Origin of the sequence: Paraburkholderia graminis, from assembly GCF_003330785.1 — a bacterium.
GTDB classification, from domain to species: Bacteria; Pseudomonadota; Gammaproteobacteria; order Burkholderiales; family Burkholderiaceae; genus Paraburkholderia; species Paraburkholderia graminis.
Map to the genome: position 1 here is coordinate 2,366,822 of NZ_CP024934.1, position 22,788 is coordinate 2,389,609.

Below are 22,788 nucleotides of genomic sequence, written 5' to 3' on the forward strand. Positions count from 1 at the left end.
GCTGGGGCGCGGACGCGTCAGCGCGCTGGAGCCGCTTTGTTTGCGGCCGCGTGGACTTTGTCCCTGGCGCTGTCCCTGGCTTGTCCCTGACCCTTGCCTGATCGCGGCAGTTGGCGGCGCCCATTTCGCCGCTTACGCCGTTGCTGGAGAACTCGTTGAAACCTTCGTCGCCTCGTTACGGCCGCCGCCATTTTTCGCTCGCGGCCGCCTCAGCGGTGCTCGCCGCCTGCACCACGGCCGGCAGCAAAATCGACGGCGTGTCGTCGAACGCCGCCACGCCCACCACGAACGCGCCGCCGCTCGACAAGCCGCAGCGGCCGCTGCGCGTCGCGCTCGCGCTGGGCGGCGGCGCGGCGCGCGGCTTCGCGCACATCGGCGTGATCAAGGCGCTCGAGGCGCGCAACATTCAGGTGGATCTGGTGGCCGGCACGAGCGCCGGGGCGGTGGTCGGCGCGCTCTACGCGTCGGGCATGAACGGCTTTGCGCTAAACAAGCTCGCGCTCACCATGGACGAAGCGTCGATCAGCGACTGGGCCATGCCGTTTCGCACGCGTGGCTTTCTGCAAGGCATCGCGCTGCAGAATTATCTGAACACCACGCTCAACAATCGGCCGATCGAGAAGATGGTCAAGCCGCTTGGCGTCGTCGCCACCGACCTGAAAACCGGCCAGCCGATTCTTTTTCAGCGCGGCAATACCGGCGTTGCGGTGCGCGCGTCGTGCAGCGTGCCGTCGATCTTCGAGCCGGTGAAAATCGGCGGACATGAATATGTGGACGGCGGCCTCGTGAGTCCGGTGCCGGCGTCGTTCGCGCGCAAGATGGGCGCGGACTTCGTGATCGCGGTCGACATCTCGCAGCGCCCGGAAAGCGGCCTCACGGCCAGTTCCTTCGACGTGCTGATGCAAACCTTCACGATCATGGGCCAGACGATCAAGGCGTACGAACTCGACAAATACGCCGACATCGTGATCCGGCCGAATCTGGCGGCCATGAGCGGCAGCGACTTCTCGCAACGCAACGCCGCGATTCTCGCCGGCGAGGAAGCCGTCGCGAAGATCATGCCGGAGTTGCAGCGCAAGCTGGCCGCGAGCCGGGTGGCGGCTTAAGGGCTTAAGGGCTTAGTGGCGAAGGACCTAAGGGCTTAGCGGCAACACGCAAAAAAGCCTGCTTCTTTAAGAAGCAGGCTTTTTTCGCTGGATCAGCACAACAACCGCCGGCGAACCGGAATCAGTTATTTCCGCCGATCGTCGCATTCACGCGCTTGCGCAGATCTTCGCCTTCCTGATACGACGTCTCGATCCGGCGTGCGCCCGTGAAGCGCTTTTCCCAGTAGCCGCTATCCATGTCGTCGACGCGGATCGTGCTGCCCGTGGAAGGCGAATGCACGAACTTGTTGTCGCCGATATAGATGCCGACGTGCGAGAACGTGCGGCGCATCGTGTTGAAGAACACCAGGTCGCCCGGCTTCAGGTCGCTCACGCGAACCTTTTCGCCGACGCGGCTCATTTCCTCGGCGCGGCGCGGCAGTGCCATGCCCAGCGTGTCCTGGAACACGTAGCGCACGAATCCGCTGCAATCGAGCCCGGAGTCCGGCGTGTTGCCGCCCCAGCGGTAGCGCACGCCGATCATGTTCAGCGCGCCGACGACCACGTCGCCCGCCTTGCCGGCCATGCCGGAAAGAAACGATTTGGCGCCGCTGTCGGTGTTGCCGGCGAGCGATTGCGAACTGGAGGAAGACGAGGAATTCGCCGGGTTAGTCGGCGAAAAGGAGGCATTCTGATTGAAACTGCTTACTTCGTCGGCGAAAGCGCCGGGAGCTGCTGCGATCAAGACGCCAATGAACATCCCGGCGACGGCGCGCGTGCAAGCCTGGGTCAGATTTCTGTGCTGCATTGGTCGGTATTTTTTGCTAAAGAATCAGGGGTCTACGGAAAAAAGTTTGGTCGATACTAGCCAGTAAGTATTCACGTGTCAAAACAAATAGAAAAATACAATCGAGACACGCACCCAATTGGTGAAAGGGTGAAAAATCAGCGGTCTGATGCGGCTTTCAGGAGTTTTCGAGTGTACGGGTGCGAAGGCGTCGCAAAGATCTTCTCAACGTCTCCACTTTCGACGATAGAACCGTTTTGCATGACCGCCACGCGGTGTGCCATCGCCCCGATCACGGCCAGGTCGTGGCTGATGAAAACGAAGCCGAGGTTGTACTTCTGCTGCAGTCCGGCGAGGAGTTTCAGCACCTGCTGCTGGATCGAAACATCCAGCGCGCTGGTCGGTTCGTCGAGGATCAGAATGCGCGGCTCGACCACGAGCGCCCGCGCAATCGCGATGCGCTGGCGCTGCCCGCCGGAAAACTCGTGCGGATACCGGAAAAGCGCGGTCCGGTCGATCGCGACCTCGCGCAGCACGGCAAGCACCTTGTCGCGCCGCGCTTGCGGCGACATCTGCGGCCGGTGCAGCGCGAGCCCTTCCCCAACAATGCGTTCGATCGTCTGACGCGGCGAAAGCGAGCTGAACGGGTCCTGAAACACGACCTGCATGTTCGAGCGCAACGTCGTCTGCTCCGTGCCGCGGTAGCTGCCGAGCGCCCTGCCCTGAAATTCGATGTCGCCATGCGCGGTGCGCTGCAGGCCGAGCAGCGCCATCGCGAGCGTCGACTTGCCCGAGCCCGATTCGCCGACAATCCCGAGCGTCTCGCCTTGCCGCACGGCAATCGTCGCGTCGGCGACCGCACGAAAGCGCCCCGAGCGGAACCAGCCGGCCACGCCCGGCAACTTCGTTTTGAAATCGACGGATACGCCGCGCGCTTCCAGCAGCACGGGCGAAATGGGCAGCACCGGCACGACCGTGCGCTGCGGCCGGCTCGCGAGCAGCCGCTGCGTGTACGGATGCTGCGGCGACTCGAACACCTGCTCCACCGATCCGCTTTCGACGAGCACGCCGTTTTCCATCACCGCGATGCGCTGCGCGAAGTGGCGCACGAGGTTCAGGTCGTGCGTGATCAGCAGCACGGCCATGCCGCGCTTTTCGGCTTCGTCGCGCTGCAGTTCGAGCAGCAAGTCGACGATTTGCGCGCGAATCGTCACGTCGAGCGCGGTGGTCGGCTCATCCGCGAGCAAGAGACGCGGACGGCACGCGAGCGCCATCGCGATCATCGCGCGCTGTCGTTGTCCGCCGGAAAGCTCGTGCGGGTAGCTGTTCACGCGCTTGCCCGGCTCGGGAATGCCCGTGCGTCCAAGCAGCGCGACCGCGCGCTTGCGGGCTTCCGCTGCCGGCACGCCGTCGTGCACGACGATCGTCTCCGCAATCTGCTCGCCGATCGTGTAGAGCGGGTTGAGCGCCGTCATCGGCTCCTGAAAGATCATCGCGATGTCCGAGCCGCGCAGGCCGCGCATCTCGCGCTCGCTCTTGGCAAGCAGATCCTCGCCGTCGAAACGGATCGCGCCGCTCACCTGCGCGTCGCTCAACAGACGCAGGATCGACAGCGCCGTCACGCTCTTGCCCGAACCCGATTCGCCGACCAGCGCGATGCGCTCACCGCGGCGAATGGTCAGCGTGACGTCGTCGACGGCGACCGTTTCGCCGAAGCTCACATGAAGGTGATCCAGTTCCAGTAGCGGCGCGTGGCTCCCCGCTTCGCCGCCGTCGTGCTGCTGTCCGTTCGTTTGCCGTTGCATGCTCACTGGTTTCCTCCGGCGCGCATCGCATCGGAGATGCGGGTGTCGAGCGCGTTGCGCAGCGCGTCGCCCATGAAAGTCAGCAGCAACAGCATCGCGACCAGCACCCCGAAGGTCGACAACGAAATCCACCACGCGTCGAGATTCGCCTTGCCCTGCGCGAGCAGCTCGCCAAGGCTCGGCGTCGGCGAAGGCACGCCAAGGCCAAGGAAATCGAGACTGGTCAGCGCGAGAATCGAACCGCTCATGCGAAACGGCAGGAACGTAATCACCGGCGTCAGACTGTTGGGCAGCACGTGACGCCACATGATCTGCCAGTTGGACAGGCCCATCGCTTTCGCCGCACGCACGTAGTCCTGCTGACGGTTGCGCAAAAACTCCGCGCGCACATAGTCGGACAGACCGATCCAGCCGAACAACGAGAGCAGCACGATCAGCAGAATAAATCCGGGCTCGAAGATCGACGAGAAAATGATCAGCAGATAAAGCTCCGGCATCGCGCTCCATATTTCGATCAGGCGCTGCCCGACAATATCAGTACGTCCTCCGAAATAACCTTGCACGGCGCCCGCCGCGATGCCGAGTATCGTGCCGATGAAAGTCAGCACGAGGCCGAATTCCACCGAGACGCGAAAGCCGTACAGCAGACGGGCGAACAGATCGCGGCCGCGATCGTCGGTGCCGAGCCAGTTTTCACGCGAAGGCGGCGCCGGGTTCGGCGCTTTCGAAAAATAGTTCAGCGTGTCGTAGTAATAATGGTTCGGCGGATACACGGCGAAATTGCCCGGCGCGTCGAAACGCTGCTTGATATAAGGATCGAGATAATCCGCGGGCGCGGGGAAATCGCCGCCGAAGGTCGTTTCCGCGTAGGTGTTGAAAAGCGGGAAATACAGATGGCCGTCGTAGCGCACCACGAGCGGTTTGTCGTTCGACCAAAGCGGCCCCGCGAGGCTCGCAGCGAACGCCACGACAAATACGATCAGACTCCAGTAACCAAGACGCTGTTGGCGAAAGCGCTGCCATATGCGGCGCGCGGGCGAAGGCGAGACGAACGCGCGCGCGGGTTCGACGCGCGCTGCTGCATCGGCTGAGAGGCGGGCTCGATTCATCAGCGTTCCAGTTGTTCGAATTGGATGCGGGGATCGACCCACACATAGCAAAGATCGGAAACGAGCTTCGTCGCGAGGCCGATCAGCGTGAAGAGATAGAGCGTGCCGAGCACGACCGGATAGTCGCGCCGCACGACCGACTCATACGACAGCAAGCCGAGACCGTCGAGCGAAAAGAGCGTCTCGATCAGCAAACTGCCCGTGAAAAAGGCGCCGATAAACGCTGCGGGAAAACCGACGATCAGCGGCAGCATCGCGTTGCGAAACACATGCTTCCACAGCACGCGTTTCTCCGAGAGACCTTTGGCGCGCGCGGTCAGCACGTATTGCTTGCGAATCTCGTCGAGAAAGGCATTCTTCGTGAGCATCGTGACGACCGCAAAACTGCCCACCACCGAAGCCGTGATCGGCAACGCGATATGCCACAGGTAATCGAGCACCTTGCCTACGACGCTCAATTGCGCCCAGTTATCCGACGTGAGATTGCGCAACGGGAAAAGCTGCAGGAACGTGCCGCCGCCGAACAGCACGAGCAGCAGCACGCCGAGCACGAAGCCCGGGATCGCATAACCGATCAGCACGACGAGACTCGTCGCGATGTCGAAGCGCGAGCCGTTGCGCACCGCTTTCGAAATGCCGAGCGGCACCGAAATCAGATACGTGAGAAAAAACGTCCATAAACCGATGCTGATCGACACCGGCAACTTGGACACGATCAGCGACCACACGCTCTGATGGCGGAAATAGCTCTGTCCGAGATCGAACGTCGAGAAGCGCTTGAGCATCAGCACATAGCGCTCGAGCGGCGGTTTGTCGAAACCGTAGAGCGCCTTGAGTTGCGCGATCTGCTGCGCGTCCACGCCGCTGTGCGCGCGCAGGCCGAACGGCGCCGCGCCCTCGGCGCCCTTGCGCAGTTCATGCTGCATCTGTTCGACGGGACCGCCCGGCACGAACTGGATCACGACGAAGGTCAGCGTCAGCACGCCGAGCAAAGTCGGAATCATCAGCAGCAGGCGTTTGAGAATGTAGCTCCACATGGCGGCGTTCCGTTGCGAGGGCGGTGTGTGAATGACGATAGCGTGCGGGTTCAATGCGGTCGATTACTGCGGCTTCGCCTGACTCGCCGCTTGCGGCTCTGCGAACCACCACGTCGACGTGATCCAGCCTTCCGCGCCATAGTACAGGGGCAGCGTCGACGGCCAGGCCAGCCCGCGCTTGAACGCCACCCGATGCGTCGCGCTGTACCAGTGCGGCACCACATAATAGCCATGCATCAGCACGCGATCGAGCGCATGCGTCGCATCCAGCAGTTGCTCGCGCGTTTGCGCCTGCACGAGCGCGCGCAGGATTGCATCGACGGCCGGCGACTTCAAGCCGATTACGTTGTCCGAGCCGTGGGTATCCGCTGCCTTGCTGCCGAAGCGCTCGATCTGCTCGGAACCTGGCACCTGCACGTCGGGCATGCGAATCGTCGTGGTATCGAAGTCGAACGCGTCGAGGCGCTTCTGATACACCGCGAAGTCCGCCACGCGAAACGTTGCCGTAATGCCGAGCTTTTTCAGGTTCCGAATGAAGGTCGCGACGATCGGCTCCATTTGCCCAGCCGATCCTGAGTCGTCGAGTATCTCGAACTCGAACGGCTCGCCTTTCGCGTTGCGCAGCGCGCCGTCGCGATAGGTCCATCCGGCCTCTTGCAACAACGCGCGGGCTTGCAGCAGATTCGCGCGCAAAGAGCCCGGCGGATCGGTGTCGGGCTGCTTCGGCGGCGGCCCGAAAACCGCAGGGTCGAGCTTCGCGCGCCACGGCTCGAGCAGCGCCAGTTCACCGGGCGAAGGCAGTCCCTTTGCCTGCAGATCGGTGTTGGCAAAGAAACTGTCGATACGGCTGTACTGATTGAAGAACAACTGCCGGTTCAGCCACTGGAAATCGAGCGCGAGATCGAGTGCCTTGCGCACGCGCACGTCCTGGAACAACGGCCGTCGCGTGTTCAGCATGAAGCCCTGCATGCCGGTGCCGTTGTGCTGCGGGAACACCTTCTTGATCAGTTCGCCGCTATCGAACCGCTTCCCAACATCGCGCCGCACCCAGTTACGCGCGACATACTCGACGAGTGCATCGTATTCGCCCGCCTTGAACGCTTCGAGCCGCGCGACGCTATCGGAATACAGCTTGTAGACGATGCGATCGAAGTTGTACATGCCCACGCGCACCGGCAGCGCCGCGCCCCAGTAATCGGGGTTGCGTCGATAGGCGATGGTGCGCCCGTTGTCGTAGCGTTCGATCAGATACGGACCGCTGCCAATGGGCTTTTCGAACGCTAGCTGATCGAACGGAATATGGCTGCCGTCGGCTTTCATCCCCCACTTGCGCGAGAACACGGGCATGCCGCCCGCGAGCAGCGGCAACTCGCGATTGCGCTGGTGAAATTCGAAGCGCACCGTCTGCGGATCGACGACGACCGCGCGCACGATCTGACCGAAGATCGACATGAACTGCGGCGCGGCTTGCGGACTCTTGAGCGTGTCGAGCGAATACTTGACGTCGTCCGCGGTAACGGGATCGCCGTTCGAAAAGCGCGCGCGCGGGTTGATATGGAAGGTGGCCGACAGACCGTCCGGTGCAACCTTGATGTCGTCGGCGAGCAAGCCGTAGGCGGACGCCACTTCGTCGCTGCTACCGGTCGTCAGGCTTTCGAACAGCAGGTCGACGCCGGGCGCGGTATTGCCGCGCAGCGTGAACGGATTGAATTTATCGAAGCTGGTCAGGCGGCTCGGATTGGCCAGCACGAGCGTGCCGCCCTTCGGCGCATTCGGGTTGACGTAGCCAAAATGCTTGAAGCCGGCCGGATACTTGGGCTCGCCGTACTGCGCGATTGCATAGACCGCGCGAGCCTGCGGCGCCGCGAAGAGACCTACCGCAGCGACCACGCCACACCCTATCGCGACGCAGGCTTTGCGCGATGACCGCGATGCAACGGCCGGACCGACACGCGAGCGCCTCGAAGTAACGCGTCGAATAACGTATTGGATAACACATTGAAGCGCACGAGGCGATGGAACCCGTCGCGAGCCAGTTGTCATAAGCGCCTTTGGTCAGTGGGCAATTGCGTGGTGAGGGAATTCTACCGAATAAACTCACGCCAACTGTAGGTTCGCTGGCCACATCGCCGACGCGCGAAGGCATAAAAAAACCGCCCGTTGGGGCGGTTCGGTTTGTCTCGTCGCTGAAGCTAAAGGCGCCAAAGACGCTAAAGATTCGCGGCTGCCGTTCAATGCCAGCCGCGGCCGTGATCGTAGTGATCGCGGCGATAGTCATAGCGGCCCGGCGGATGATGGCGATACCAGTCGTCGCGCGCCCAGTAGCGGCGGCCGTCCCAGTAGCGGTCGCCATGCCAGCCGATCACGACGGCCGGCGCGCCGTAATACACCGGCGCCGGCTGATACACGACAGGCGGCGGGGGCGGCGGAGGCGGCGCATAAACGGGAGCCGGCGCCACGTAGACCGGCGCGGGAATGCCGATATTGACACCGATATTGACGCCGCCGGCCATGGCTGCACCCGACGCGCCCAACGCGATAACCCCGAGAAGAAGCGGAACAAAACGAGCGGACTTCATCGATCACCCTTTGGAAGAATGTGTTGTTGGCGGAAATATAGCCCAACCCCGCAAGCCGCGTATTTCAACTTTGTAATAACTGATGCATAAGATCGCAGCATCGGTCTGACGTTACTTCCGGTTACATCCTGGGCGGTTCCGAGTAGGTGAACGCAGCGAGTGGAAAGCCAGGGCAAAGGCGCGCATGCCTGCTTTTGCGGTCTCTGCAGTCGTCGAAATACATAGGATGGCGAATTATTATGCCGTTTAAGCCGCCTGCGGCCCGGCGGCGGTCCCCTGCCCGCTTGCTGACGCACGCGGGCATGAGCGGGCGCTGCACGGCGGCGACCACGCCGATCGTCAATGAACATTACATGTTCGAAAGAACATTTTAATCGCCCTATGATAAGAAAGCAGTCGTCGGACTTCGTTACGGTCGCACGACCGCGTCTCCCATATACTCACGTTAAATCCGGCCATACAGCGCTACAAACAATGGTTTTCCCTAGTATGAAACAGCTTTCTCAGTGATACGATGACTGACACTAAACGCCGATAAATGTTCGAATTCGCGCATTGCCGCGTCAGCGGCTGGCCACCGGACATGCGGGCACGGAGACAGACTTTGAAGACAATCATTGGTTTGCGCTGGTGGATCATCGCTCTCGTATGTCTTGGGACGATCGTCAATTACCTGTCGCGCAACGCGCTCGGCGTGATGGCCCCCGAGTTGATGAAGCTCATGCACATGAGCACGCAGCAGTACTCGTATGTGGTCGGCGCGTTCCAGGTGGGCTACACGGTCATGCAACCGGTGTGCGGTCTCATCATCGATCTGATCGGTCTGCGCCTCGGCTTCGCCCTCTTTGCGTGCCTCTGGTCGCTCACGGGCGTGCTGCACGGCTTCGCGAGCGGCTGGTTCTCGCTCGCCGCGCTGCGCGGTCTGATGGGCCTCACTGAAGCCGTCGCGATTCCGGCCGGCATGAAAGTGGTCGCCGAATGGTTTCCGAATCGCGAGAAATCGGTTGCGGTCGGCTACTTCAATGCAGGCACGTCGCTCGGCTCCTTGCTTGCGCCTCCGCTCGTCGTGTTCCTCTCGCTTCGTTACGGATGGCAAAGCGCGTTCGCCGTGACGGGCGCGCTCGGCTTCATCTGGGCCGCGGCGTGGTACACGTTGTACCGTTCGCCGGCCGAGCATGCGCACATCGGCGAAGCCGAACGCCAAACCATCATCAGCGGACAGACGCCGCCGGCCGCGCGGCGCAGCAGCATTCGCGAAGTGCTGCGCACGCGCCGCTTCTGGGCAATCGCGCAAGCGCGCTTTTTCGCCGAGCCCGCATGGCAGACCTTCAGCTTCTGGATTCCGCTTTACCTCGCCACGCAGCGCCATATGGATCTGAAACAGATCGCGCTGTTCGCGTGGCTGCCGTTCCTCGCGGCTGACCTGGGCGGTCTGTTCGGCGGCTATCTGTCGCCGTTCCTGATGAAGCATCTGCGCGTGCCGCTGATCTGGTCGCGCATTGCAGGCGTCGCGCTCGGCGCATTGATGATGCTCGGGCCCGCCTGCATCGGTCTCGTTGCTTCGCCGTACGAAGCAATCGCACTTTTCTGCGTCGGCGGCTTTGCGCATCAGATGATCTCCGCGCTCGTCAACACGCTCGCCGCCGATGTCTTCGATCCGGGCGAAGTCGGCACTGTCGCGGGTTTCGCGGGCATGTCCGCGTGGATCGGCGGCCTCGGCTTTTCGCTGCTGGTGGGCGCGCTCGCGGACACCATCGGCTATACACCGCTCTTTGGCGCGCTCGGCGCTTTCGACATCATCGGCGCGACGCTGCTGATCATCCTGATGCGCGGCGTTTCGCGCGACGCACGTCCGCGCGAAGCCGATGCGGCCTCGAATGCAGCGGCGTGATTTCATCGAGAACTCATCATGCGCTCAATCACGAATCTGAAGCATCCGCCGCGCTTCGCGCTAGCGTCTCACGAAGGCAATCGCATCGTTCTCGCTTCGCCCGCGAATTGCCGGATCGAACTCTACGTTCTCGCCGAAGACATCATCCGCGTGCTGGTGTTGCCGGACGGCGAACTGCATGGCCCGCGCACCTGGGCCATCGCGCCCGGCGCGGAAGACGTTGCGCTCGAAGGCCGCGAACGGCGCGACATGAGCGGCTTCACGCCGCCGCCCATTCACGTATCGAACGACGGCGCGCAACTCGTCGTGCAAACGGCGTGCATCCGTCTACGCGTGACGCTTAACGGCGGCTTCTGCGCGTGGGACATTCTGCGCGGCGCCAAATGGCATTGCGTGATGAACGACCGCAAGACGCAGGCGTACAACTTCGGCTGGTGGGACGAGCGCGTTTATCACTACGTCGAGCGGCGCAAGGACGAGATCTACGTCGGTCTCGGCGAGAGAGCCGGCTCGCTCGATCGCGCGGAGCAGTCGTACGAGATGCGCAATATCGACGCGATGGGCTACAACGCGCGCACGACCGATCCGCTCTACAAGCACATTCCGTTTTACGTGACGTGGCAGCCGCAAACGTCGACGGGCTTCGGGCTCTTTTACGACACGCTCGCCGATTGCCGCTTCGACATGGGCCGCGAGCTCGACAACTATCACGGCCACTATCGCCATTTCGTGGCGGAGCATGGCGACCTCGACTATTACTTCATCGCGTCGGCGGATACGCCGTTGCATGCGGTGCGCCGCTTTACGTGGCTCACCGGACGTCCCGCGTGGATGCCCAAATGGGGACTCGGCTATTCGGGCTCGACGATGAGCTACACCGACGCGCCGGACGCGCAGCAACGCATGGGCGAATTCATCGAACGATGCAGCGAACACGACGTGTTGTGCGATTCGTTCCACCTGTCGTCGGGCTATACGTCGATCGGCCCGAAGCGCTACGTCTTCAACTGGAATCACGAGAAGTTTCCGGACATCGACGGCTTCGTCAACGGCTATCTCGAACACGGCGTGCGTCTGTGCGCGAACATCAAGCCGTGCCTCCTGCAGGATCACCCTGCATTCGAAGAAGCCGCGAAGGCCGGCCTGCTGATCGAGTCGCGCGACGGCGAACCCGCGTGGGTGCAGTTCTGGGACGAAGTCGGCGCGTACCTCGACTTCACCAATCCCGACACGATCGACTGGTGGAAGTCGCGGGTGAAAGAAAGCCTGCTGAAACACGGCATCGCTGCAACCTGGAACGACAACAACGAGTTCGAAATCTGGACACGCGACGCCATCGCGCGCGGCTTCGGCAACGCCTATCCGGCGCACCAGGCGAAGGTGCTGCAAACGCAGTTGATGATGCGAGCCTCGCGCGACGCGCAACGCGAATTCGCCCCTGAACGCAGGCCTTTTCTCGTTTCGCGTTCGGGCGGCGTGGGCATGCATCGGTATGTTCAGACGTGGTCGGGCGATAACTACACGTCGTGGGAAACGCTGCGTTTCAATCTGAAGATGGGTCTCGGGCTCGCGATGTCCGGCGTGTCGAACAGCGGCCATGACATCGGCGGATTCTCGGGCCCCGCTCCCGGTCCCGAACTGTTCGCGCGCTGGGTCGCGTTCGGCATCTTCCTGCCGCGCTTTAGCATTCATTCGTGGAATGACGACGGCACCGTCAACGAGCCGTGGATGTACCCTGAAGTGACTCCGCAGATCGCCGCGCTCATCAAGCTGCGCTATCGGCTGATTCCGTATCTGTACGAGTTGCTCTGGCAATCGCACAGTGCCTACGAGCCGGTTTTGCGGCCCATGTTCGCCGAGTTTCCGCATGACCCGCGTTGTCTCGTCGATGGCGACGACATGATGCTCGGCTCCTCGATGCTGATCGCGCCGGTGGTGGATGCCGGTCAAGCGACGCGCGACGCCTATCTGCCCACGGGAACGCGCTGGGTGTCGTACTGGAGCGGCGAATCGTTCGACGGCGGCCAGAGCGTGACGCTGCCCGCACCGTTCGAGCAACCGGTCATGTTGTTGCGCGAAGGCAGTGTGATCGCATTGAACACTGCCGAGCAGCACTTCGGCCAATCCGCCGACGAACGCGCGTTCATCGCCGTGCCTTACCTGGGCGCAGGCACAGCAAATGGCGGCTCGATCGAAGACGACGGCGAAAGCGAAGCCTGGCGTTCGGGCGCGCAAGGCCGCTGGAACGTGACGATTGCGAGCGACGCCGCGACGCTGCGCGTTGCCATAGAACGCGAAGGCGCGATGCCGCACACGCAGAACGAAGTCCGTCTGTTCGTGCCTGCACACGAAACGCGACCGGTCACGTGCACACGCGGCACGCTGCTTAACGACGAATCCGCCGACGGCTGGCGATGCCTGACCATTTCCCTCGCGCCCTGAAACGCGCGCTATTCCGTTGCATCACACAACACCGAAAACACCGAAAGACTGGACCGGAGACTTCTCACCATGAATTCATCGAAGCGCGCACGGACCCGCGCGGTCATGTCGTGCCTGCCGCTCGCGGGCGCATTGCTGTCGAGCGGCGTATCGGCACAAAGCAGCGTCACGCTATACGGCGTGGTGGACAACGCGTTCACCTATGTCAGCAATCAGCGCGGCCATGCGAACTTCTACATGAGCCAGGGCAATCTGCAAGCAAGCAAATTCGGCCTGCTCGGCGCGGAAGATCTCGGCGGCGGCACCAAGGCGATTTTTCGGCTTGAAAGCGGCTTCAATTCGCTGACGGGCGCGCAGAGCAGTTCGGGTTTCATCTTCAACCGTCAGGCGTACGTGGGACTCAGCAATGACCGCTATGGCACCGTGACGCTCGGCCGCCAGTACACGCCCTACTTCCAGATGGTCGGCGCACTAGGACCGACCGGCGTGCTGACCGGCGCAACGGGCGCGCATCCCGGCGACATCGACGCACTCGACACCACGCTGCGCCTGAATAATTCGGTTACCTATCTATCGCCGACACTCGCAGGTCTGCAATTCAGCGCGCAATACGGGCTCGGCGGCGTGCCGGGCAGTGTTGCGAACGGTAGCCACTTCAGCGCGGCGTTCCGCTACGACTACAAACCGTTCGCCATCGCGGCGGGCTATGTCAAGCTCAAGGACATTGCGACGAGCGCCGCGCTCGGCACTTACGCGATCAATTCGCCGGTGAATAGCGGCTACGCGACGGCGCGCAGTGCGCAGTTGTTCGCGGCCGCGGCACGCTACACGGCGCAGGATCTGATGGTCGGCATCAACTATTCGAATGTGCAATACGCGCCGGGCCACGGCTCGCTGTTCGCAAGCGAAGGCGTGTTCAATACCTACGGCGTGATTTCCACGTACCGGATCACGCCGGCCGTAATTGTCGGCGCCGGCTACAGCTACACGCGGGCGAGCAAGGCGAACGGCGTCAGCGATCCCGCGCGCTATCACCAGATTTCGCTCGAACAGACGTACAGCCTTTCCACTCGCACCACGCTCTACGCGCTCGAGGCGTATCAGCTCGCGCGAGGCAAGACGCTCGCCGCGGCGGGCAGCAGCGCGACGAGCATCATCGACGCAGTGGCCGTGGTCGGCGACTCGCAGAACACGACGCCGTCGTCGGGACCTTCGCAGTTCGTCGGCATGGTCGGCTTGAGGCACGCGTTCTAACTTTGCATCCGGGCACGATGCGCTGCCGGCGTTGCAGCGCATCTTCCGCGCTTTCATTCTTCTAACTCCGCGGCGAGAAATACAAAGCAGAAAAACTTGGTTTGATCGCAGACGACGTCTTACTAGACTCACATCGTCTTGTCATAACAAGTTTGAGCGATGTCGAAAACGACTCTCGTACCGCTGGGCGCCGACACTGCTCCCGCCTCGGTCTCCCCGCTTCCGCTGTACGCGCAGATCAAGGACGCGCTGCGCGAGCGCATTCTCGACGGCACGTATGCGCCGCATTCGCAGATGCCGTCCGAACACGAACTGTGCCGCAGATTCGCTGTGAGCCGCATCACCGTGCGCCAGGCGCTCGGCGATTTGCAGAAGGAAGGTCTGCTGTTCAAACTGCATGGCAAGGGCACCTTCGTCGCGAAGCCCAAGGCATTTCAGAACGTCACGTCGCTGCAGGGCTTTGCCGAAGCGATGTCGTCGATGGGCTATGAAATCGTCAACCAGTTGCGCAGTTTCAGAACGGTCGAAGCCAGCCGCCACGTCGCGATGCGCCTGAACATTGCCGAGGGCGCGCCTGTCACGGAGATTCATCGCGTGCGGCTGCTCAATCGCGAGCCCGTCTCGCTCGAACTGACGTGGGTGCCCGAAGCGCTGGGCAAGCGCCTCGCGAACGCGGACCTCGCGACGCGCGACATCTTCCTGATTCTCGAGAACGACTGCGGTGTGCCGCTCGGTCACGCCGATGTGTCCATCGACGCGATTCTCGCCGACGCCGATATCGTCGATGCGTTGCGCGTCGAAGAAGGCAGCCCGGTATTGCGTATCGAGCGTCTCACGCACGACGCGTCGGGACAGCCTGTCGACTTCGAATATCTGTACTTTCGCGGCGACGCCTTCCAATACCGGCTGCGCGTGGACCGCGAGAAAGAACAGCAAAAACAACAGCAAAAACCCCTGCAAAAAAGCCCCAAAAACGCAACGGAGGCACGATGAATACCCATGTACTCGACTACGACGTCGTCGTGGTCGGCGGCGGCACGGCCGGCCCAATGGCCGCCGTCAAGGCGAAAGAACGCGATCCGTCTCTGAAGGTATTGCTGCTGGAAAAGGCCAACGTGAAGCGCAGCGGCGCGATCTCGATGGGCATGGACGGCCTGAACAACGCGGTGATTCCCGGCCACGCGACGCCCGAGCAGTACACACGCGAGATCACGATCGCGAACGACGGCATCGTGGATCAGGAGGCCGTGTACGCGTATGCACGCCATAGCTTCACGACGATCGAGGAACTCGACCGCTGGGGCGTAAAGTTCGAAAAGGACGGCAACGGCGACTACGCGGTCAAGAAAGTGCATCACATGGGTTCGTATGTGCTGCCGATGCCCGAAGGCCACGACATCAAGAAAGTGCTGTACAGGCAGCTCAAACGCGCGCGCGTCGCGATCACGAACCGCATCGTGGCGACGCGCCTGTTGACCGATTCGCAAGGCCGCGTGTGCGGCGTGCTCGGCTTCGATTGCCGCACCGCCGACTTTTACGTGGTGCGCGCGAAGGCCGTCGTGCTGAGTTGCGGCGCGGCCGGAAGACTCGGGTTGCCGGCGTCCGGCTATCTGATGGGCACCTACGAGAACCCGACGAATGCCGGCGACGGCTACGCGATGGCCTATCACGCCGGCGCCGCGCTCGCGAATCTGGAGTGCTTCCAGATCAATCCGCTCATCAAGGACTACAACGGCCCCGCGTGCGCGTATGTCACCGGTCCGCTCGGCGGCTTTACCGCGAATGGCAAGGGCGAGCGCTTTATCGAATGCGATTACTGGAGCGGCCAGATGATGTGGGAGTTTTATCAGGAACTGCAAAGCGGCAACGGCCCTGTGTTCCTGAAGCTCGACCATCTCGCGGAAGAAACCATTCAGACGATCGAACAGATTCTGCATACGAACGAGCGCCCGAGCCGCGGCCGCTTTCATGAGGGACGCGGCACCGATTACCGCAGCCAGATGATCGAGATGCACATTTCGGAGATCGGGTTTTGCAGCGGACACAGCGCGTCGGGCGTGTATGTGAACGCGCGCGCGGAAACCACCGTGCCGGGACTGTATGCTGCCGGCGACATGGCGGCCGTGCCGCACAACTACATGCTCGGCGCGTTCACGTATGGATGGTTCGCGGGGCACAACGCGGCGGACTACGTGGCGGGCCGCGAACATGCGGCCGTCGACGAAGAGCAGATCGACGCCGAGCGCGCGCGCATTTATGCACCGCTAGAGCGCAGCAACGGTCTCGCGCCCGCGCAGGTCGAATACAAGCTGCGCCGGATGGTGAACGACTACCTGCAGCCGCCGAAGGTCACACGCAAAATGGAAATCGGTCTACAGCGCTTTGCTGAAATCAGTTCGGATATCGAATCGATGTCGGCCACCAATCCGCACGAGTTGATGCGCGCTGCCGAAGTGCGCGCGATACGCGATTGCGCGGAAATGGCCGCACGTGCATCGCTTTTTCGCACCGAGAGCCGCTGGGGGCTTTACCACCATCGCGTGGATTACCCGCAGCGCGACGACGTGCAATGGTTCTGCCATACGCATTTGCGCAAGGACGCGAATGGCCGCATGACGAGCGAAAAGCGTGCGGTCGAGCCGTACATCGTCGCGCTCAACGAGAACGAACGCGACGCCTATCGCAACCTGCGGATCGGCGAGCCCGCGCTCGACGCCGCCACAGCCTGACGGAGCATGACGATGTCCTCGACGCCGCTTACATCACCGCCTACCGCCTTTACGCCACACGATATTTTCCAGCGCAGTTCAGCGCCCGTCACGATCGACGAAAGCAAGTGCATCGCCGAAAAAGGCTGCACGGTATGCGTCGACGTGTGCCCGCTGGATCTGCTCGCAATCGACATGACGAAGGGCAAGGCGTATATGCAATTCGACGAATGCTGGTACTGCATGCCTTGCGAGCAGGATTGCCCGACGGGCGCCGTCAAGGTGTCCATTCCGTATCTTCTGCGTTAAGCGATGCGCGGAATGTCTACTCTTCCATCACGTCCATTCATGACCGATTCGACCGATCCGAATGCTTCGCTCGATGCCGTTCCCGCGGAAGCCATCGCGCTGCTGTCTCGTCTCGCGTCCGAAGACGCCGTCGTGCGCCGGGTCGCGTTAATCGATCTCGCCGATCTCGAGGATGCCTGCGTGATCGAACCCATTGTCGATGCGCTACGGCGCGACGCGTCGCCTGAAGTGCGTAGCGAGGCGGCGCTCGTGCTGGCTTCGTGGGAGCGCGACGATGTGGTCGAGGCGCTGTGCGGCGCGTTACTCGACGGCGACGCGTCCGTGCGTGCGAATGCGGCGCAGAGCCTCTCCGAACTGAAGCACGCGTCCTCGGGCGCGATCCTGCTCGAGTGGCTCAAGCGTCCCGATTCGTTCATGCGCGCCGCGCTGTTGCGCGCGTTGCGCGAACTTCGCGTGGCCGATGCGTTCGCGCCTGCATTGCAGGCGCTCGCCGATGCGGACGCGAACGTGCGCGAGCAAGCCGTCGGCGTGTTGGGATGGTTGAAGAATCCGCTCGCGCTTGAACCGTTGGCGTCGCTCGCAACCAGCGACGCGGATGCTTCGATCCGGCGTGCCGCGGCAGCGGCGCTTGGCTTTGCGCCGCCCGCACATCGCGAGACGATGGCGGCGTTGCTCAGTGCATTGCGCGACGACGCCTGGCAGGTACGCGAAGAAGCCACGACGACGCTCGGCAAACTGCGCGCCGCCGAATCGCGCGAGGCTTTGGAGAAAGCACTCGACGACGCCTACTGGCAAGTGCGCTTGCGTGCGCTGCGCGCGCTCGGACAGATCGGCGACAGCGCGAGCGCGGCGCGCGTCGCTGCCCTGCTCTCGCATTCGATCAGTAACGTGCGCAAGGAAGCCGCGCTCGCGCTAGGCGAGATCGGCAGCAGCGACGATGCGCCCACATTGTCCGCGCTCGAAGCAGCCGAGGCCGACGGCGATCCCGAAGTGCGCAAGGCGGCGCGAATCGCGCTGCGTCAAATCGCCGGGCGTCGGCCGTGAACATTCCAGACCATGTGGCGATCGACGCAAGCAGCGCGAGCCTGTCGATACGCTGGCCCGACGGCTCGGCCGCGCAGTTGCCGTTCGCCGCATTGCGCGCGGCGTGTATGTGCGCGCAGTGCCGCAAGCGCAAGTACGACGGGGAAGCTCCGTTGTCACGACCCGATGTGAAGCTGCTCGATGCGCGGCCGTCGGGCTATGGCTTGCAGTTCATATTCGACGACGGGCATGAGCGCGGGATTTTTCCGTGGGTCTATCTTGAGCGGCTCGCGAAGGCTCAGCGAAACGATGAGGTGTAAGTTGGGCACCATGAGACATATCGAAACGGCCACGGACGACCGGGCGTTACTCCGGCTGCTATGTGGGCGCCACTGTGTCGGGCGATTTCTCCGACCATACGCTGGCGAGTGACGCCCACCTTCACACCTGCAACGCAGGCGCCCGTGGGTTATTTATTGTGCACCATTCACGCTGACGATTCAAAGCGCGGGACGATCCAACTCTAGCCAGCGCTGCACCGAGGGTCGCTCCCATTGACGCGCGGCGTAATCGATCAGCTTTGCAGGCACCGGATCGCCATTCAGGATCAAACGATTGAGCATCAACGCGAGATCCGTATCTGCAATGCACCACTGCCCGAAGAGGTTCGCGTTGTTTTGCGCGAGCAAAGTCTCGGCTGCGGCGTAGAGTTTGTGTGCCGCGGCCTCGGCTGCCGGGCTCAGCGGCGCGCCTCGTCGTCCGTAGAACACGACTTCGGTCGAGCGCTCCTGCCGGATCGGCATCAGATCGCTTCGCAGCCAGGCTTGCAGTTGCCGAGCCCTCGCCCGAAGCTGTGTGTCTTGAGGATAGACCGGCGTATCGGGAAAGGCGTCGTCGAGATATTCGGTGATGGCCGACGACTCCGATAAAGCGAAGTCTTCGTTTACGAGCGTGGGCACGCGTTGTGTCAACGACTTCGCCGCATAGCTTGCTTGATGGTTTGCACCGATACCGAGATCGACCGTTGTAAGGGTGAACGGTAAGCGCTTTTCTTCGAGCGCGACAAATACCGACATGGCATAGGGGCTTGCGAACTGGGCGTCGGTGTAGAGGTGAAGGTGGGGTTGGGGCATGGGGTCGTTGTGGTTGTCAGTGCTCGGTGCTCGGTGCACGCTCAGTGCAATCCAGGAGCCGGGTTTTCTACGGAGTCATTTCTCTCACTATAGCTCGTCAAGTCCCCACCCCCGCACAAAACGAAAATGACTTTTGCCTCACCTGATCTCGCCGACATTCCCAACTAGACTCCCCTACAGGCGAATCAAAATCAGCGGCGTCGAGGCCGGTTGAAAAACCAGGAGCACCTTTGCTCAACACCATTCTCAACGGACTTCTGCCGGTCGCGTTCGTGATCGTGCTGGGCTGGCTATCGGCGCGCATAGGCTTGCTGAAACATGGCGATGCAGACGTGTTCGCGACGCTCGTCATCCGTTTCGCACTACCCTTCGCGCTCTTCGAAGGCGCGGTCAGGACTTCGCCGGACAAGCTGCACAACGTGGGGTTCGCGTTATGCCTGACACTCGGACTGATGGGCACGTACGTGATTGCATTGGGGATCGGCCGATTCGTCTTCAGACATGATCTGCGCACCGCCACCATGCAGGCGCTGGTGTGTGCATTTCCCGACATGGCCTATTTCGGCGCGCCGATTCTCGCCGCGGTGTTCGGGCCGGAAGGATTTCTGGCGGTGCTGGTCGGCAATCTCATCACGAGCCTGTTCATGCTGCCGCTGACGATAGTCCTGACCGGGCTCGGCAACAACGGAAAGGCCGGCGAGCGATCGGACGTGTTGCGGGTGTTCCGGCAAAGCATTGCCCGCGCCGTCATCCATCCGATTGTGTGGCTGCCGGTCTCAGGCATGGTGCTGAGCTTTTGCCACATCACGCTGCCCGAACCGGTGCTAACTTCTGTCGGCCTCATTGCAAAGGCCGCCGGCGGCACGTCGCTGTTCGCACTCGGATTGATGCTTTACGGCGAGCGCTTCGTGATCAACGCCAACATCCTCGTGAATCTCGGCATGAAGAACTTCGTCCAGCCCGCGTTGATGGCGCTCGGCGCCGTACTGTTCGGCGTAGTCGGCGCCCCCGCACATCAGGCCATCATTACGGGGGCCGTGCCGACCGCGACCGCCGCCGCCATGTTCGCGATCAAGAGCAACACCTACACACGCGACGCCACCGCAACGATTCTCGTCAGTACGATTCTCGGCGTGTTCACTGAGGGATTGCTGATCGCCTGCTTCTTTTGACGAGGCCAGCCAGCAATCCCACACGCGAATGAACAGCCTCGCGCAAGATCGGCCCGCTGCCTAACGCAAGTTGGTGCGCGCCAGTTCGACGATCTCGTCACCGCGTCCATTGAGGATCGCGCGCATCATGTAAAGGCTGAATCCCTTCGCTTGCGCCAACTCGATTTTGGGCGGCATCGCCAGTTCATGTTTGGCCGTGACGACGTCCACGAGCGCGGGCCCCGGATGATCGAATGCCTGCTTTAACGCAGCCGCCACATCTTCCGATTGCTCGACGCGCACACCGAAGATACCGGCACCCTTTGCGATCGCCGCGAAATCGGTTCTGGCCAGATCGACATTGGTATCGAGGTAGCCGGCCGCCTTCAGTTCCATCGAAACGAAGCCGAGCAGGCTGTTATTGAAGACCACGACCTTGATCGGCAAGTCTAGCTGCCGCGCGGTGAGCAGATCGCCGAGCAGCATCGACAGGCCGCCGTCGCCGGACAGGGACACGACTTGCCGCCGCGGATGCGCCCCTTGCGCGCCGAGCGCCTGCGGCATCGCGTTGGCCATCGAGCCGTGATTGAAAGAGCCGTGCAACTGGCGCTTGCCGTTCATCGTCAGATAGCGCGCGGCCCAGACCGTGGGCGTGCCGACGTCGGCGGTGAAGATCGCGTCGTCGCTGGCGGCTTCGTCGATCATCTTCGCCAGATACTGCGGATGGATCGGCCGCCCTGGCCCCGCCGGCGTCGCCAGATCGTCCAGATCCTTGCGGGCCGACGCGTAATGCCTGCGCGCGTTGTCGATGAAACCGCGATCCGTTTTGCGTTGCAGCCTTGGCAGCGTCGCGGCGACGGTCTCTTTCACCGTGCCCACGAGTCCGAGCGCGAGCGGCGCACGGCGGCCGAGCCGTGAGCCTTTCCAGTCCACCTGAATGATTTTCGCGTGAGCGGGATAGAACGGACGGTAGGGAAAGTCGCAGCCGAGCAGCAACAAGGTGTCGCACGACATCATCGCGTGATAGCCCGAGCTGAAGCCGATCAGCCCGGTCATGCCGACGTCGTAAGGGTTGTCGTATTCGATGAACTGCTTGCCGCGCAACGCGTGAACGATCGGCGCACCGAGCGTATCGGCAAGCGCCACGACCTCGTCGTGCGCGCCTTGCGTGCCGCTGCCGCACATGATCGTCACGGCGTCGGACGCATTCAGGAGCGCCGCGAGACGATCCAGGTCTTCTTCCGCGGGCAGGATTCGCGGCGCGGCGCTTTCCGTCCACGACACTGGCTCGGCCGGGCCTTCGCTCAGCGCGACGTCGCCGGGCAGCACGATCACCGCGACGCCGCGCTCCTCGATCGCCGTGCGCATCGCGCGGGCGAGCACGCGCGGAAACTGCGCCGCCGACGACACCACTTCCACATAGTGACTGCACTCCTTGAACAACTCCTGCGGGTGCGTTTCCTGAAAGTAACCGAGGCCGATTTCACTCGAAGGAATATGCGCCGCAATGGCCAGCACGGGCTGATGGTTGCGGTGGCAATCGAACAGACCGTTGATCAGATGCAGATTGCCGGGACCGCAACTGCCCGCGCACACCGCGAGGCGCCCGCTCGAAGCCGCGTCGGCGCCCGCCGCGAAAGCGGCGGCTTCCTCGTGACGCGTATGCATCCAGCGTATCGAGCCGACTTCATCGAGGCTGTAGGCGAGCCCGTTCAGACTGTCGCCGGTCACACCCCAGATTCGCTCGACGCCCGCTGCGGCAAGCGTTCTCGCGAGGTATCCGGCAATCGTGTTACTGGCCATGCTTGACTCCTTTTCAGTGAATGAAGACTGGCGGCAAGCAATGACGGGACCGCAGCATTGCCATGCCGAATTGATAACCTACGAGACCGTCGTAAACAAGTCCTGAATTACGCCTGAAAACAACTGAAGCCGGTGTATGAATCGTCACGGCGCGGTGGTCGGTTGCAGCGGCGCCATCAACTCTAGCGCCGATTCGAGAATCATGGCGTGCGCGTTGACGGGTTCCGGGTTCGACCGCCAGGGATGATAAATACGATCGCCGCGACGAATCCGTTGTCCGGTCAGGACACACACGCCTGAAACCTTGGCGCCGGCCACTCGCCATATCTGCGCGCCGTAGAAGCAGCTCGTGGAATCGCGCCACTGAATCGTGACGGCGGACGGCGAGGTTCGCTCGATCAGACTCACGACAGGTCGGGCAGCGCAGTTCACGTTCGAGTACGCGTCTGAACGGCACGGCGTCATACGCTCGTGCGCGGAAGTTCTTCGCCCAGCGCATTCCTCGCATCGCGATCCGGATAAAAGCAGATGTATCGTCTGCGCCCACGGGTCCACTCGCTTGGTCATGATCAAGTGCGCTCTCCAGTAGAAGACACGTCGGGTGAAGGGAACTTTGCACGCAGACCATGCCCCGACGTCTATTTCGCCTTCCATGAAAATAGCGCTTTTGCT

Annotated in this window: 19 protein-coding genes; 10 read left to right on the forward strand and 9 right to left on the reverse strand. The window is 62.3% G+C overall.

All coding sequences use genetic code 11. The annotated features are described in order from the left end of the window. Window positions 1-155: 155 nt before the first annotated feature. The gene (locus tag CUJ91_RS10495) at window positions 156-1,106 is read left to right on the forward strand and encodes a patatin-like phospholipase family protein (RefSeq protein WP_114156715.1); all 951 of its coding nucleotides are present in this window, start codon (window positions 156-158) and stop codon (window positions 1,104-1,106) included. A gap of 121 nt (window positions 1,107-1,227) precedes the next feature. Here CUJ91_RS10495 and CUJ91_RS10500 read toward each other — a convergent pair whose 3' ends face one another. The 6 genes from CUJ91_RS10500 to CUJ91_RS10525 form a co-directional block, all read right to left on the reverse strand. Then, complete coding sequence (locus CUJ91_RS10500) at window positions 1,228-1,893, reverse strand: C40 family peptidase (protein WP_107706669.1); 666 nt, start codon at window positions 1,891-1,893, stop codon at window positions 1,228-1,230. Window positions 1,894-2,030: 137 nt separating this feature from the next. Further along, window positions 2,031-3,677, reverse strand: coding sequence for an ABC transporter ATP-binding protein (locus CUJ91_RS10505; protein ID WP_114156176.1), 1,647 nt, complete (start codon window positions 3,675-3,677; stop codon window positions 2,031-2,033). 2 nt (window positions 3,678-3,679) lie between these two features. Further along, window positions 3,680-4,786, reverse strand: coding sequence for an ABC transporter permease (locus CUJ91_RS10510; RefSeq protein WP_006053091.1), 1,107 nt, complete (start codon window positions 4,784-4,786; stop codon window positions 3,680-3,682). Next, complete coding sequence (locus CUJ91_RS10515) at window positions 4,786-5,823, reverse strand: microcin C ABC transporter permease YejB (protein ID WP_114156177.1); 1,038 nt, start codon at window positions 5,821-5,823, stop codon at window positions 4,786-4,788. Before CUJ91_RS10515 ends, CUJ91_RS10510 begins: the two co-directional genes overlap by 1 nt. Before the next feature lie 63 nt (window positions 5,824-5,886). Continuing rightward, window positions 5,887-7,713, reverse strand: a complete 1,827-nt coding sequence (locus tag CUJ91_RS10520; protein ID WP_374710135.1) for an extracellular solute-binding protein — start codon at window positions 7,711-7,713, stop codon at window positions 5,887-5,889. A 341-nt stretch (window positions 7,714-8,054) separates the two neighbouring features. Continuing rightward, window positions 8,055-8,402 carry a hypothetical protein gene (locus CUJ91_RS10525; RefSeq protein WP_006053088.1) on the reverse strand — a complete coding sequence of 116 codons (348 nt, stop codon included), beginning with the start codon at window positions 8,400-8,402 and terminating at the stop codon, window positions 8,055-8,057. A gap of 604 nt (window positions 8,403-9,006) precedes the next feature. Between CUJ91_RS10525 and CUJ91_RS10530 the strand changes: the two genes are divergently transcribed. From CUJ91_RS10530 to CUJ91_RS10565, 8 genes are all read left to right on the forward strand, one after another. Next, complete coding sequence (locus CUJ91_RS10530) at window positions 9,007-10,293, forward strand: MFS transporter (protein WP_006053087.1); 1,287 nt, start codon at window positions 9,007-9,009, stop codon at window positions 10,291-10,293. Between the two features lie 18 nt (window positions 10,294-10,311). Continuing rightward, window positions 10,312-12,735 carry a glycoside hydrolase family 31 protein gene (locus CUJ91_RS10535; protein WP_114156179.1) on the forward strand — a complete coding sequence of 808 codons (2,424 nt, stop codon included), beginning with the start codon at window positions 10,312-10,314 and terminating at the stop codon, window positions 12,733-12,735. Window positions 12,736-12,804: 69 nt separating this feature from the next. Continuing rightward, window positions 12,805-13,989, forward strand: coding sequence for a porin (locus CUJ91_RS10540; protein ID WP_114156180.1), 1,185 nt, complete (start codon window positions 12,805-12,807; stop codon window positions 13,987-13,989). Window positions 13,990-14,148: 159 nt separating this feature from the next. Then, on the forward strand, window positions 14,149-14,982 hold the full coding sequence (locus CUJ91_RS10545) for a GntR family transcriptional regulator (RefSeq protein WP_114156181.1): 834 nt from the start codon (window positions 14,149-14,151) through the stop codon (window positions 14,980-14,982). Then, entirely contained in the window at window positions 14,979-16,718 is a 1,740-nt protein-coding gene (locus CUJ91_RS10550) for a fumarate reductase/succinate dehydrogenase flavoprotein subunit (protein ID WP_053858288.1), read from the forward strand. Before CUJ91_RS10545 ends, CUJ91_RS10550 begins: the two co-directional genes overlap by 4 nt. A gap of 12 nt (window positions 16,719-16,730) precedes the next feature. Then, window positions 16,731-17,006 (forward strand): 4Fe-4S dicluster domain-containing protein, encoded by a 276-nt coding sequence (locus tag CUJ91_RS10555; protein WP_053858289.1) that lies wholly within the window; start codon window positions 16,731-16,733, stop codon window positions 17,004-17,006. A gap of 39 nt (window positions 17,007-17,045) precedes the next feature. Further along, complete coding sequence (locus CUJ91_RS10560) at window positions 17,046-18,050, forward strand: HEAT repeat domain-containing protein (RefSeq protein WP_114156182.1); 1,005 nt, start codon at window positions 17,046-17,048, stop codon at window positions 18,048-18,050. Then, a complete protein-coding gene (locus CUJ91_RS10565; protein ID WP_114156183.1) occupies window positions 18,047-18,349 on the forward strand; it encodes a gamma-butyrobetaine hydroxylase-like domain-containing protein in 303 nt (100 codons plus the stop codon). The genes CUJ91_RS10560 and CUJ91_RS10565 overlap by 4 nt, the downstream gene beginning before the upstream one ends. A 180-nt stretch (window positions 18,350-18,529) precedes the next feature. Here CUJ91_RS10565 and yfcF read toward each other — a convergent pair whose 3' ends face one another. Continuing rightward, complete coding sequence (yfcF, locus tag CUJ91_RS10570) at window positions 18,530-19,162, reverse strand: glutathione transferase (RefSeq protein ID WP_114156184.1); 633 nt, start codon at window positions 19,160-19,162, stop codon at window positions 18,530-18,532. 230 nt (window positions 19,163-19,392) lie between these two features. On the opposite strand from yfcF, the gene CUJ91_RS10575 reads away from it, so the two are divergent. Then, the gene (locus CUJ91_RS10575; protein WP_114156185.1) at window positions 19,393-20,334 is read left to right on the forward strand and encodes an AEC family transporter; all 942 of its coding nucleotides are present in this window, start codon (window positions 19,393-19,395) and stop codon (window positions 20,332-20,334) included. A gap of 60 nt (window positions 20,335-20,394) precedes the next feature. Here the strand turns inward: CUJ91_RS10575 and poxB are convergent, their stop codons facing one another. Together poxB and CUJ91_RS34795 are read right to left on the reverse strand one after the other, a co-directional pair. Beyond that, a complete protein-coding gene (poxB, locus tag CUJ91_RS10580; protein ID WP_029970807.1) occupies window positions 20,395-22,116 on the reverse strand; it encodes a ubiquinone-dependent pyruvate dehydrogenase in 1,722 nt (573 codons plus the stop codon). Between the two features lie 144 nt (window positions 22,117-22,260). After that, window positions 22,261-22,524 (reverse strand): DUF3331 domain-containing protein, encoded by a 264-nt coding sequence (locus CUJ91_RS34795; RefSeq protein WP_053858293.1) that lies wholly within the window; start codon window positions 22,522-22,524, stop codon window positions 22,261-22,263. Window positions 22,525-22,788: the final 264 nt, after the last annotated feature.